Genomic DNA, 12,203 nt, shown 5'->3' on the forward strand with positions numbered 1-12,203 from the left:
TATGCGTGTTTTGATTACCGGCGCGGCAGGCATGGTCGGCCGCAAGCTCATCGCCCGGCTGGCGACGGACGGAACGCTCAGCGGCCGGAAGATCGCCGCGCTCGAGCTTCACGATATCGTGCCGCCGCAGGCGCCGGCGCTGGAAGGCGTCGGCGTCACCATCCATACAGGCGATCTCGCCGCGGCGAGCGCGATGGAACGGCTGGTCGCGTCGCGCCCCGACGTGATCTTCCATCTCGCCGGCGTCGTGTCGGGCGAGGCGGAAGCCAATTTCGATCTCGGCTATCGCGTCAATCTCGACGGCACAAGGGCGCTGTTCGATGCCATAAGGCTGGCGGGGTTTGCGCCGCGCGTCGTCTTCACCTCGTCGATCGCCGTTTTCGGCGCACCGTTTCCGGACGTCATCCCCGACGAATTCCACCCGACGCCATTGACCTCCTACGGCACGCAGAAGCTGATGGGCGAAGCGTTGCTCGCCGATTATACGCGGCGCGGCTTCTTCGACGGCGTCGGCATCAGGCTGCCGACCATCTGCGTCAGGCCCGGAAAGCCGAACAAGGCGGCCTCGGGCTTCTTCTCCGGCATCATCCGCGAGCCGTTGAGCGGCCAGGAAGCAATATTGCCGGTGCCGCGCTCTGTCGTGCACACCCACGCCAGCCCGCGCTCCGCGGTGAATTTTTTGATCCACGCAGCAGGGATCGACGGCAGCGCCGTCGGGCCGCGCCGCAATCTGACGATGCCCGGGGTCGCCGTCACCGTCGGCGAGCAGATCGAGGCCTTGGAACGCGTTGCCGGCGCCAAGGCGGTGAAACTGATCCGCGAGGAGCCCGACGATACGATCTGGGCGATCGTCAAGGGCTGGCCGACACGCTTCGAGGCGCGGCGGTCGAGGGAGCTTGGCTTTGCCGCCGAAACCAGCTTCGACGACATCATCCGCGCCCATATCGAGGACGAGCTGGGCGGCAGAATCGCAAGCTAGAGCGCTGCGTCCAATCGGACGCGCAAAGGCGTCATCCGCCAGCCGTCAGGCTGGCCGACAACAACAGCAACCCGAACAGGAAGACGAAGGCTGCGCCGCCGATCTCGACGATCGAGTGGATGCGGTTGCCCATGCGGCCGTCACCGGCGAAATAGACTGCCCAGTTCTTGGCCGTCACCGCCAGCGTCGCCAGGATCGAGACCGTGATCGCGGTGCCGAGCGCCATCGCCAGCACCGACAGGATGCCGCCGAACCACAGCCCGTTGAGCATGGCAAAGCTCAGCACGATCAGCGCGCCCGAGCAGGGCCGGATACCGACGGCAGCCACCGCCGACCAGGCGGTGCGCCAGTCGAAACGGTCGCCGGAAAGCAGCGCCGGGTCTGGCGCGTGTGAATGTCCACACGTCTCGCAGACTTCGCCCGCCGCATGGTGATGATGATCGTGCCCGCCATGGTCATGGCGATGGTCGTGTGCGCCATGATCATGGTTGTGTCCATCGTGGCCATGTGCGTGAAGCGCATGGGAATGCGCCGAATGAGCATGTGCGGAATGTGAGTGGCCTGTTTGCAAATGGCCGGCATGGGCCGCCGACAGGCTGTAGGCAGGGTTCGCGCCGAACAGACGAAGGATAGCGGGGCCGGCCTTGCGCCACAAAAGCCAGGCGCCGAACAGGGTGACGAAGACAAAACTCATGACTTCGAGGAACCAGGCCGCATCGGTCATCGATATGGTGGTGCCGCGCAGGACGAAGTAGGCGAGCATCATCACGAGGATCGCCGTCAGCGCCTGCAGCAGGGCCGAGACGAACGACAGCATGATGCCGCGCTTGAGCGCGACTTCGTTCGCCACCATGTAGGACGAGATCACCGCCTTGCCGTGACCGGGGCCGGCAGCATGGAAGATGCCATAGGCGAAGGACAGGCCGATAAGCAGCCACAGCTTGCTGCCGTCCTCGCGCATCGCCTTCATCGCGCCGGCAAGCGCGCGGTAGAATTCCTGCTGGCGCAGGTTGATCCACATCAGGATATGGGCGAACGGGCCGGTGGTTGGAGCTATCCCGTCATTGGTGCCGATGCCGAGCGAGCTCTGGGCGTGGGCGGCGCCGAGGAAGTGCGTCATCACAAGGGCGACGGCCAAAAGGCCGAAGGCCAAACGCAGGGACGGTTTCGTCACCGGATTATCCTTCTGGCCGACAGTTCAGTTCAAGCTTGGTCGCAAAGATCTTGCTCATATCGGTGCCTGTCGGATCGTTGAAGAAGGCGTCCGTCAGGGTCTTCTGGTTCGCGGCGATCGCCTCGTCGGGGTTCGGACGAACGACCTTGCTCGTGCATGTCGACGGCAAGCCGGCGACCTGCAGATTGGCATCCTCGGTGAAATCGATCGCCGTGTAGAAGGTCGGGTCATAGACGCCGATATCGATCTTGCCGGCCAGCCTGGTCGGCGCCTTAGGTTCGGATTCGAACAGGATGATGAGCTGGTCGTTGTCAAAATTCGCCATCAGCTGCGGCGGCGGGCTCATCGCCTCATCCTTGCCGTCGACGGTGACGAGCTGGAAGTAATTGAACTCCGCCAGCGAAGCATGGACGGTGTCGGCGACTGCCTTCAGCTCCGTGTCATCGAGCTTCAGGTCGGAATTCTTGTCGAACTCCATCATCACCGTGCTCGAAAACAAATCGTCGAAGCGCCAGACATGGCGCAAGGCCTTCACACTTTGGTGATCCGGGCTGAGGATCACTTCGAGGCGAGCCTCGGCGAAGACATGGGGATGCACATTTGCTGGCCCGACCGTGGCAAATGTCGCCGCCATGGCCGAAGCCATCATGATTGCTTGCCGTTTCAGGTGCATTCTGGGTGGTGATTCCATCGACTTCGGTGACTGTCGAGAGTTACCAGAAAGGGGGCGAAAATGGGACCCCCCGGCGGCTAAAAGCTCAAGCATTGTCAATCGTCTTGAACCACTGCACCAGGAAATCGACAAAGACGCGAACTTTCGCAGGCAAATAGCGTCGGTGCGGATAGACCGCAAAGATGCCGCCACCCGGCAGGATGCGGTCATCCAGCGCGGTGACCAGCCGGCCACTTTCGATATCGGGCGCGGCGATGAAATCCGGCAGGATGGAAAATCCCAATCCCGCCACGGCGGCGGCCCTTGCCGCCATCGGGCTGTTGACCTCAATCGGACCGGAGACCGAAACGGTTACCGTGTCGCCGCTGTCGCCCTTGAACGGCCAGTTGGTCAGCCAGCGGCCATTGGTGTCGATGATGCAGGGCACGCGGCCAAGGTCCTGCGGCCGCACCGGCATGCCGTGCTTTACGATCAGTTCGGGCGATGCGCAGAGCCGCACCGAAAACGGCGCCAGACGCCTCGCGATCAGCGAGGAGTTCTCCAGCCGCGAAATGCGCACAGCGAGATCGAAACCTTCCTCGACCAGATCGACGAAGCGGTCGTCGAGATGAATGTCGAGCACGATGTCGGGATGCTGCTTGGCGAAGTCGATCAGCGATTGGCCGATCGGTGCGTCAGCAAAAGTGCGCGGTGCTGAAAGTTTGATCCTGCCGCGCACGTCGCCGGAGGATTCGCGCACCGCATCGGCCAGGCTGTCGACCTCGCGGACGATTTCCGAGGCGCGACGGTAATAGGTGTGGCCGGCCTCGGTTAGGGAGAACTGCCTGGTGGTGCGGTTGAGCAGCAACGCGCCGAGCTCGTCCTCCAACTCGCGCACATATTTCGACAGCAGCGCCTTGGAGCGGCCGATCTTGCGCGCTGCTGCCGAAAAACCTTCGGCCTCGACCACGTCGATGAAGGCGCGCATGCGGGTCAGCGTGTCCATGTCATGCGCTCCTTTGGTGGCCTGAAAGGATGCGCGCGGCAAGCGCCATTAGCTGCCGGTCGCTGTTCTCAGGTCCGAGCAGCGAGAGGCCGAAAGGGGCGCCGTCGACATGGCCCAGCGGCAGGGTGATCTGCGGAAAGCCCGACAGACCGGAAAGACACAGCAGTCTCAGCGCGCGTTCGCGATAGGTCTGCAAATCGTCGAAGGAATCAGCCTTGAGCGGGGCGGCACCCGGAACGGTCGGCAGCACAAGGACGCCGTCCTCGCCAAGCAGGTCGGCAAGTTCAAGACGAAACGAAACGCGACGTTCCGTTTCACGTTGTGCGGTTGCCGCGTCGATGGTCGCGCCATGCTCGAAGCGGTCCTTGACGCCGGGACCGAGCATCCGGTCACCCTGCGAGATCCAGGCACCATTATTTTGCCAGGCCTCGTACCCCTGCAGCTTGCGGAAGCACCAGTAGAGATCGTCGGTGGAATGCGAGAGCGGCGCAATGACCCGCGGCGCGCCTATCACCGAAGAGACATGGCGGACCAGGCCGCGATATTCATCGGCTTCCCGCGGGCCGAGCACGAGCCCGTCCAGCGCATCCAGGGCGAGCGGACGCTGCAATTCGTGGCGATGCAGATCATTGCCGAGCAGCACCGCGCCGACCTTGTCATAGGTCGCCATATCCTTGGCAAACCACCCGAACGTATCGAGGGACGGGGCCAGCGGCATGGTGCCAACGAGCGAGATGCGGCCATGCGTGACCCTGAGGCCGATCAGACCGCAAAAGCTTGCCGGGGCTCGGATCGAGCCGCCGGTGTCGGATCCGGTGGCGATGTCGGCCAGCCCGCCGGCGACCGCGGCGGCGGAACCGGAGGACGAGCCGCCGGTGATGCGGTCCGGTGCTGCCGAATTGACCGGCGACGCAAAATGCGCGTTCAGCCCCATCAGGGAGAAGGCCAGTTCATCGGTCTGCGTCTTGCCGACGAAGCGCGCGCCCGAATCAAGCAGCGCCTGGACGGCCGGCGCTGTCGCCAAGGCGGGGGAAGCCTCCTGGTATTTCTGCGGATTGCCGCAGCCGGTGCGGTAGCCGGCCACGTCGTAAATATCCTTGACGGCCAGCCGCAGGCCGGCAAGCGGGCCGGATTGCGCATTGGATACAGGGACATCGTCAAGGTCGAGAAAAGCGTTCAGGGGGCCGCGAGTGCCTGTCATGCGTTCGATATCCGGATACAGTCTGTCCAACATTGTGCGCTGCCGGAAATTTTACAACCTGCCATACGATTTTTATTGATTGTGAAATCCTTCGACCTTATATCGCCCTTGCCCAAAGTCGCACGTGCCTGTGGGTGTCCGCCGATCCTCAAAATGGTGAGGGATATCGGTAAGGTAACTGGAGCTAACCCCTCCAGTCGGTTTAGCGGCCAACCGCCAGATCGAGGACACCTTGAAGCAACGACGGTGCGGGCCTTTCTGGTGTTCTGCCGGTTGTCCAAAGACCGGGGTTACTGAAGAGGCACACCTTCATTGCCGGCAGTGCGGACGGGTCTCCCATCCAAGCCAAGGCAGACAAAGCGAACCGAGGCCGGGCAAGGCCAAGGTTCACCGCCGCGAGACGGCGCTTCATGGTTCCGGGGTCTCCACCGGCTGGTTCCATGGATTTGACGTCCCGCCTTTGTCCACCGCGTGTTCGCGAGGTCGATGACCCGCGTCCCGCAGCCTTTGTGCGCGCCGAAAGGCGCTGATGGAGAGACCCCGATGGCTACCCAGCGCATCCTTGACTTCCTCGCCACCCGACGTCCGAACGGCCCATGCCTCGTCGTCGATCTCGATGTCGTGCGCGACAATTTCCGCGCCTTCGAGAAGGCGCTTCCCGATTCCAAAATCTACTATGCGGTGAAAGCAAATCCGGCGCCGGAAATCCTGCGCCTCCTTGCTGCGATGGGCTCGTCCTTCGACACCGCTTCCGTTGCCGAAGTCGAGATGGCGATGGACGCCGGTGCGCCGGCGGACCGCATCTCCTTCGGCAACACCATCAAGAAGGAGCGCGACATCCAGCGCGCCTATCAGCTCGGCATCCGGCTGTTCGCGGTGGACTGCGTCGAGGAGGTCGAGAAGATCGCCCGCGTTGCACCCGGCGCCCGTGTGTTCTGCCGCGTGCTGACCGACGGCGAAGGCGCCGAATGGCCGCTGTCGCGCAAGTTCGGCTGCGTGCCGGCGATGGCGGTCGACGTGCTGCGCCATGCCAGGACCCTAGGGCTCGACGCCTATGGCGTGTCGTTCCATGTCGGCTCGCAGCAGACCGACCTGACCGCCTGGGACCGCGCGCTCGGCGATGCCAAAAAGGTGTTCGCGTCGCTCGCCGAGGAAGGCATCGTGCTCAAGATGGTCAATATGGGCGGCGGCTTCCCGACCCGTTACCTCAGGGATGTGCCGGTGGCACAGGCCTATGGCCAGGCGATCTTCTCGGCGCTGCGCAAGCATTTTGGCAACGCGATTCCCGAGACGATCATCGAACCGGGCCGTGGCATGGTCGGCAATGCCGGCGTCATCAAGTCGGAAGTCGTGCTGATCTCGAAGAAGGCCGACAACGACAATGTGCGCTGGGTCTTCCTCGACATCGGCAAGTTCGGCGGTCTCGCCGAGACGATGGACGAGGCGATCCGCTACCCGATCGTGACCGCGCATGACGGCACCGAGACCGCTCCGTGCGTGCTCGCCGGCCCGACCTGCGATTCGGCCGACGTGATGTACGAGAAGACGCCGTATCCGCTGCCCCTGTCGCTGACCATCGGCGACGAGGTGCTGATCGAGGGCACCGGCGCCTACACGACGACCTACGCTTCGGTCGCCTTCAACGGCTTCGAGCCTCTCCGATCCTACGTGATCTGACGGCTTCGGCCCTCAGATCACCCGGTGCGGGCGACGAGATCGCCCGCTTCGGTTCGCCTGTGGAACAATCCGCTCGTGAAGGATCGCGGAAATGGAAATTGTGGATTTCATTGTTGAAGGCGCTGCGCAGCGGTCGATCTCCCCCTCGAGGGGGGAGACTGCTTGCGCCTTCGTCATCACCGCCGAAACCGCTGCTGACGTTTCGGCGCGCGAGGCTTTGCTCGATCGCGCCATGGGGCCGAAGCGCCGGAAAAAATCATCGGAAAAGCTGCGGCGCGGCCGCCGGCCTTCGGAAGGCCTGACCTTTGTCGCGCGCGATGCATCGGGTGCTGTCGCCGGCACCGTGCGGCTATGGGATGTCGTGCTGGGCGAGGGCGGTCGGGCAGCCCTTCTGCTTGGCCCGCTCGCCGTCGATCCCGCAATCAAGAATACCGGCATCGGCTCGGCGCTGATGCGCCATGCGATCGCTGAAGCCGCGCGCCTCGGCCATGCGGCGATCCTCCTGGTCGGCGATGCGCCCTATTACCAGCGCTTCGGGTTTTCGGCCGAAAAAACCGGCTCGCTTGCGATGCCGGGCCCTTATGAGCGGCACCGCCTGCTGGCGCTGGAACTGGTGGAAGGCGCACTCGCCGGCGCCCAGGGCACGCTGAAGGCGGCAGGGCGCAAACTGAAGGCACAGCGACTGCCGCTCGCGGCCTGACGGATCGGAAATAAGCCGCCGCCCATCGGGCGGCGGCTTGTTTTCATCCCGAATTGGTTGGATCAGCCGATCAACTGGCTCAGCGCCATGGCGACGCTCATGTCGCCTTCGACCTTTATCTTGCCGGACATGAACGCCATGGTCGGGTTGAGATCGCCTGATATCAGCGACTCCAGATCGTCGAGCGAAAGCTTTATGGTGCAGTCGGCCGGCGCGTCGGTGGTCGAGACATCAGCGCCGTCGATGACGATGACACCGTCGCCGCCGGTATCGAATTTCACGGAACGATCGAACCCGGCACTCGCCACGCGCGCGCTGATCTTGTCGGCAATTTCCTGAACGCTCATGGCCGTTCTCCTCGTCTCGTTGCGTTTGTGGCAGATTGGCACTTCGATCTGGCCGAAGTCGCCGTCTTGCGCATTTCGCGATCACGGTCGCTGGCGCATATAGCTTTGGGTTGACGTTTACGTCAACGCGGTTCCCCGAGATGAGGATGGGTTCTATCGCCGCAGCGAAGCTGGGTTGTCCACGAGAGGCAGCCGGGAGAGGAATGGCGGTCCCATCGCATTTAGCTGGACACCGCCGGCAAATGACCGCCACCATCGCGGTGTGCACCAGATTTCACCTGGAGCCAGGTTTCACCTGGAGATCGAGTGCTCGAAGAACCGAACAGAAATCCCGGATCCCATCGTTATGGGAAGCCGAGTTTGTGGTGGCCACCACCGCTGGGTTGATGGCCTGCGGGCCTGATCCAAGCTGAAAATTTAATTTCGTGTTCAGAGAGACACAATCATGAATACCATGCTTTCCGTGGAAGCCCGGGAGACCGCGCTTGCCGTGACTTTCTCGTCAGGCGAAACAGTCTGCTATCCCTGGCTTTGGCTAAAGGATAATGCACCATCGGCGTTTCACCCACAGACCGAAGAGCGAATATTCGACCTGACTAGAGCGGGATGAATTTAGGTTGGCGCATAGCCGGCCTCGATGAAGTAATTTCTGCATTCGGTTGAAGTGACAGTGCCGAGGATTTGGCCGATGGCGTCACAGACGGTCTCGACCGTTCGCTTGGCAGCCTTGCGCAGCCAATGCTTGAGCTTGGCGAAGAATTTCTCAATAGGGTTGAGGTCGGGGGAGTATTTGGGCAGCAAGAACAGCCTGGCGCCGGCCGAGCGGATGGCACGGCGCACGGCCTTGCCCTTGTGCGAACCGAGATTGTCCATGATGACGATGTCACCGGGCTTGAGGGTTGGGACGAGAACCGCATCGACATAGAGCTGGAAACGCTCGCCGTTGATCGGTCCGTCGATCAGCCATGGTGCATCGACACGGTCGTGGCGCAGTGCCGCCAAGAAGGTCATGGTCTTCCAATGACCGTGCGGCACCTTGGCCTTGATCCTCTCGCCGCGCGGCGCCCATCCTCTGAGCGGCGCCATATTGGTCTTGGTCCAGGTCTCGTCGATGAACACCAGGCGGGAAGGATCGATGCGGTCCTGATACTTTACCCACTGTGCCCGCCGGCGCGCCACATCCGGGCGATCCTGCTCACTGGCGATCAGCGTCTTTTTTTGTGACTGAGCTTCTCGGCGTGAACGAACTCCCACACCGAGCGGTAATCGACCTTCAGGCCGTGATCGCCAAGCTCGGCCACAAGACCGCGCAGTGTGAACTCCGCCGCCCGGCAGCGCCGCAGCAGCCACTCCCGATGCTCTCCGGCAATCTTCTTCGGTCTGTGCCCACCCATCTTGCCGGGTGTCAGCTTGTTCGTCTCGCGCAAGCGGCGCACCCATCGGATGACCGTGCTGATTCCAACCCCGTAGCGCTCTGCCGCCTGACGTCGCGACAGGCCCTCCTGCTCAACCGACGCTACCACCCGCGTGCGAAGATCCATCGAGTAAGGCTTGCCCATCCATGCTGGCCTCCTGACCCAGCCAGCAGGTTGAATCAGATTTGCTCGCCTTCGGGAATCCCCTTTCGATTCAGACTCAATTCATCCCGCTCTAGCGTAGACGCCTCGCTCAGACCCCTCAACGTGTAGGACAGACGCGGCGCGGTGAGCATTGTCTGGCCGAACGACCAGGCCGAGGAGGAAATACCGGGCCATTTCTTTGAATCCTACCGCCCGGGCAGAAAGCGGGACGATCCGGCTGAGATCGCTCCGAAACTCTGGGACGGCTCGATGATCTTGAAACCATACCGCGTTACTCTGCCGGGGACCTCTTTCAAAGCGATGCCGATCTGCTTGCCTGGCTGAAGGCGACGGCTGCATACGGGCTCTCCATCGTCGAGGGGCTTGGCGATGATCCCGACGCCGGGCGGCGTGCGGCAGAGCGGGTAGGTTTCCCGCGCCAGACAAATTTCGGCACTATGTTCGAAGTCGTGTCGATGCCGAACCCGAACAACCTGGCCTACACCCCAGTCGCCCTGCCGTTACACACCGATCTCGCCAACCAGGAGGTGCCGCCCGGCTATCAATTCCTGCATTGTATCGCCAATGAAGCTGAAGGCGGTGGATCGGTCTTTGCCGACGGGTTTGCGGTCGTGGCCGCATTACAGGCGGAAGATCCGGAAGCCTACCGTCTCTTGTGCGAGGTCGATATCCCCTATCGTTTTCACGACGAAAACTACGATCTGCGCGGTCGGTTTCCTGTGATCGTAACTCGACGCAATGGAGACGTGACAGAGTTGCGGTTCAACGCCCATCTTGTCGATGTCATCGACCTTCCCTCCGAGATATGCACCCCCTTCTAGGCGGCTTATCGCGAGCTGATGATGATCCGCAGCTCGCGTTTTCAAATAGCCTACCGCCTCAAGGCCGGCGAAATGGCGGTCTTCGACAATCGCCGGGTGCTTCACGGCCGCCAATCGTTCAACCCAAACACGGGGCTGAGACATCTGCGGGGATGCTATGTCGATCGGGGTGAGTTTCAGAGCCGCATTCGCGTCCTCTCCCGATAGCGGCACGACGATGATCGCGGATGTGCGGTCAGTAGCTGTCGGTACCCAAGGTCTTGAACTCCGGCGGACGTTCCTCCGGTGGGTTGTTTGCCCGAAAGCCCGCGACAATCAGGGCAGTTACAGTTTGCATCATTCAAACAGACGAGGACAGTGGCCAAGCCTGTCCCTAGCGTAGGCTCGGCCTTTTGCGCTCAGAGGTGGTGTAAACGGGACCACGACAGGAGAATCAAGAGCGGTCATCTCACGCGGCGACCGCGGACGATCAGGGGAGGTAAGATGAACCCGTATCCGGGAGGCGATGATCGACATCTGATGGTGGCGCTAGAAGGGGGGGACGTTCAGTCATGAGAATCAAAAGTCTGATCAAGCGTGCCGAGAAGGTGGACAGAGCATTCAAGGAGCTCGAAGCCGATTTGGCGGATGCATTCGACGAGTGTCTCAACCTGGACTACCAATCGCCGTTGAATGACGTCCCGGATGAGAATCTCGCGGCAAGGAATGACAACTCTCAGCCTGAGGACGATGCGGACACTCCCGAGATCGCATTACGGCTGACTTCCCATACACAAACCCGCCTGGCTGCGTTAAATGCCGTTGATGGGCTCTTTGACGATGCACGGGAGTATCTGGAGGAGATCAACACGAAACTGTCGGAGATCGCGACCTCGCATCATCTGACAGGCGAATTCCTGAAGCTGCTTCACGGGGACATTCTTCGCGCCAACGAACTGGAACTGGCAAATGTCAGCCTGACCACGCAGCAAAGAGTGCTGTCGGAGCAGCTCCACGACGCGACCAGAAAGCAGCGCGAGCGTGAAAGCGCTGTCGAGGCCCTGCAGCAGCGCGAGATAGGCCTGGTCGAGGACAAGGAGGCACTTCGCGGTGCGCTGGCTGCAGCAAGGCTGGAACTCGTCGTGGCAGGCAATGCGAGCGCAGAACGCGAAGCGGAGTTCGGCGACCTCGTCAAAACGCTTTCGGCCAAAACGACCGAGGCCAACAGATGCGCACGCGAGAACGAGATACTGAGGGAAAAACATGTCAGCCTGTCGATCGATCTCGACAAGGCGCTGAAACGGGAAGCTGAGGCGCGGCACAGGCTGGATGAACTCTCGACGATTCATGCCAATGACGCGGCGCGACTTTCGGAACTGCTGGCTGCGCTTGGCAAGAGCGAGAAAGAGGAAATGCGGCTGCAGAAATCGCTCGATATCGCGCAAGCGAAACTGTCGGAAATGACGGAAGCGGCCCGTATCATGGAAGGTGACAGGGAGGCCGAGCGTGCGCGTAGTTTCACGGAGATCGGCGGCCTGCGCTCTGAAATTCGCAACCTCCAATCACGATTGGAAGTTGCCTCGAACGAGAACAGTCAAGCCGCCAGCGAGATCGCCAATCTCAAGGCTCAATGGAGCGACGCTGTGGCCGAAAAGCAAATTGCGGAGGAAAGGTTGTCCGCTCTCAGAAAGGAGAACGAAAACGACAAGTTGCACCTTTCGACGGTGAGCGCGAATTTTTCGCAGCTTTCCCTGCAGCAGGCATCCGAACAGATACAGCTCGATGTCCAGAGGCAGGAATGCGAGGATCTGCGAGCCGAAGTCGCGTTGCTCGATGCCCGCGTCAAGGAACTGTTGCCCTATGAGCGTCTCCACAAGGTGACAAACGCCAGGCCGCATGAGAACGGCGTGGTCGAGATCACCGGTGTCGTGGCGGAGAAGGCCCGCGCCACAAGCAGGCGGCGCGTCCGTACAAGCCTGCGCGCTGCATCCTGAGGCGCGGGTAGGGTGCGCCGATTGGTGTTCGGTGTGACCCGTTAGGGTTAGCGCATGGATTGGAGCGTCATGTGCTCATCCAGCTGGACACAC

The 12,203-nt window shown here is 61.9% G+C and carries 10 protein-coding genes and 1 pseudogene; 5 read left to right on the top strand and 6 right to left on the bottom strand.

From position 1 onward, the window contains the following. Window position 1 precedes the first annotated feature (1 nt). Complete coding sequence (gene denD / locus IHQ72_RS10445) at window positions 2-979, top strand: D-erythronate dehydrogenase (protein WP_258122371.1); 978 nt, start codon at window positions 2-4, stop codon at window positions 977-979. 31 nt (window positions 980-1,010) lie between these two features. Here the strand turns inward: denD and IHQ72_RS10450 are convergent, their stop codons facing one another. From IHQ72_RS10450 to IHQ72_RS10465, 4 genes are all read right to left on the bottom strand, one after another. Continuing rightward, window positions 1,011-2,153 carry a nickel/cobalt transporter gene (locus IHQ72_RS10450; RefSeq protein WP_374120341.1) on the bottom strand — a complete coding sequence of 381 codons (1,143 nt, stop codon included), beginning with the start codon at window positions 2,151-2,153 and terminating at the stop codon, window positions 1,011-1,013. A gap of 4 nt (window positions 2,154-2,157) precedes the next feature. After that, the gene (locus IHQ72_RS10455; RefSeq protein WP_258122373.1) at window positions 2,158-2,826 is read right to left on the bottom strand and encodes a DUF1007 family protein; all 669 of its coding nucleotides are present in this window, start codon (window positions 2,824-2,826) and stop codon (window positions 2,158-2,160) included. Between the two features lie 85 nt (window positions 2,827-2,911). Beyond that, window positions 2,912-3,811, bottom strand: coding sequence for a LysR family transcriptional regulator (locus IHQ72_RS10460; protein ID WP_258122374.1), 900 nt, complete (start codon window positions 3,809-3,811; stop codon window positions 2,912-2,914). Between the two features lies 1 nt (window position 3,812). Beyond that, on the bottom strand, window positions 3,813-5,012 hold the full coding sequence (locus IHQ72_RS10465) for an amidase (protein WP_258123793.1): 1,200 nt from the start codon (window positions 5,010-5,012) through the stop codon (window positions 3,813-3,815). A gap of 543 nt (window positions 5,013-5,555) precedes the next feature. Here IHQ72_RS10465 and odc2 point away from each other — a divergent pair. Together odc2 and IHQ72_RS10475 are read left to right on the top strand one after the other, a co-directional pair. After that, a complete protein-coding gene (gene odc2, locus IHQ72_RS10470; protein WP_258122375.1) occupies window positions 5,556-6,689 on the top strand; it encodes an ornithine/lysine decarboxylase in 1,134 nt (377 codons plus the stop codon). A gap of 91 nt (window positions 6,690-6,780) precedes the next feature. Further along, window positions 6,781-7,389: a GNAT family N-acetyltransferase gene (locus tag IHQ72_RS10475; RefSeq protein WP_258122377.1), complete on the top strand. Its 609-nt coding sequence runs from the start codon at window positions 6,781-6,783 to the stop codon at window positions 7,387-7,389. A 62-nt stretch (window positions 7,390-7,451) separates the two neighbouring features. On the opposite strand, the gene IHQ72_RS10480 is transcribed toward IHQ72_RS10475, so the two are convergent. Beyond that, window positions 7,452-7,736 carry an SCP2 sterol-binding domain-containing protein gene (locus IHQ72_RS10480; RefSeq protein WP_258122378.1) on the bottom strand — a complete coding sequence of 95 codons (285 nt, stop codon included), beginning with the start codon at window positions 7,734-7,736 and terminating at the stop codon, window positions 7,452-7,454. A gap of 612 nt (window positions 7,737-8,348) precedes the next feature. Continuing rightward, window positions 8,349-9,295 (bottom strand): IS630 family transposase gene (locus IHQ72_RS10485; RefSeq protein WP_143744659.1). Its coding sequence is split into 2 segments (ribosomal slippage): window positions 8,349-8,954 and window positions 8,957-9,295, totalling 945 coding nucleotides; the frame shifts between segments, so codons are not numbered across the junction. A 341-nt stretch (window positions 9,296-9,636) separates the two neighbouring features. On the opposite strand from IHQ72_RS10485, the pseudogene IHQ72_RS10490 reads away from it, so the two are divergent. Both IHQ72_RS10490 and IHQ72_RS10495 read left to right on the top strand, forming a co-directional pair. Continuing rightward, window positions 9,637-10,344, top strand: a pseudogene (locus IHQ72_RS10490) (TauD/TfdA family dioxygenase). A 344-nt stretch (window positions 10,345-10,688) separates the two neighbouring features. After that, a complete protein-coding gene (locus IHQ72_RS10495) occupies window positions 10,689-12,110 on the top strand; it encodes a coiled-coil domain-containing protein (protein ID WP_258122379.1) in 1,422 nt (473 codons plus the stop codon). The last annotated feature ends 93 nt before the right edge of the window (window positions 12,111-12,203 follow it).

The organism is Mesorhizobium onobrychidis (genome assembly GCF_024707545.1).
GTDB classification, from domain to species: domain Bacteria; phylum Pseudomonadota; class Alphaproteobacteria; order Rhizobiales; family Rhizobiaceae; genus Mesorhizobium; species Mesorhizobium onobrychidis.

What these genes read in the sequence shown, in the direction of transcription:
- denD (WP_258122371.1), top strand. Translation starts at nt 2, where the DNA reads ATGCGTGTTTTGATTACCGGCGCGGCAGGCATGGTCGGCCGCAAGCTC.
- IHQ72_RS10455 (WP_258122373.1), bottom strand. Translation starts at nt 2,826, where the DNA reads ATGCACCTGAAACGGCAAGCAATCATGATGGCTTCGGCCATGGCGGCG.
- IHQ72_RS10460 (WP_258122374.1), bottom strand. Translation starts at nt 3,811, where the DNA reads ATGGACACGCTGACCCGCATGCGCGCCTTCATCGACGTGGTCGAGGCC.
- IHQ72_RS10465 (WP_258123793.1), bottom strand. Translation starts at nt 5,012, where the DNA reads ATGACAGGCACTCGCGGCCCCCTGAACGCTTTTCTCGACCTTGACGAT.
- odc2 (WP_258122375.1), top strand. Translation starts at nt 5,556, where the DNA reads ATGGCTACCCAGCGCATCCTTGACTTCCTCGCCACCCGACGTCCGAAC.
- IHQ72_RS10475 (WP_258122377.1), top strand. Translation starts at nt 6,781, where the DNA reads ATGGAAATTGTGGATTTCATTGTTGAAGGCGCTGCGCAGCGGTCGATC.
- IHQ72_RS10480 (WP_258122378.1), bottom strand. Translation starts at nt 7,736, where the DNA reads ATGAGCGTTCAGGAAATTGCCGACAAGATCAGCGCGCGCGTGGCGAGT.
- IHQ72_RS10495 (WP_258122379.1), top strand. Translation starts at nt 10,689, where the DNA reads ATGAGAATCAAAAGTCTGATCAAGCGTGCCGAGAAGGTGGACAGAGCA.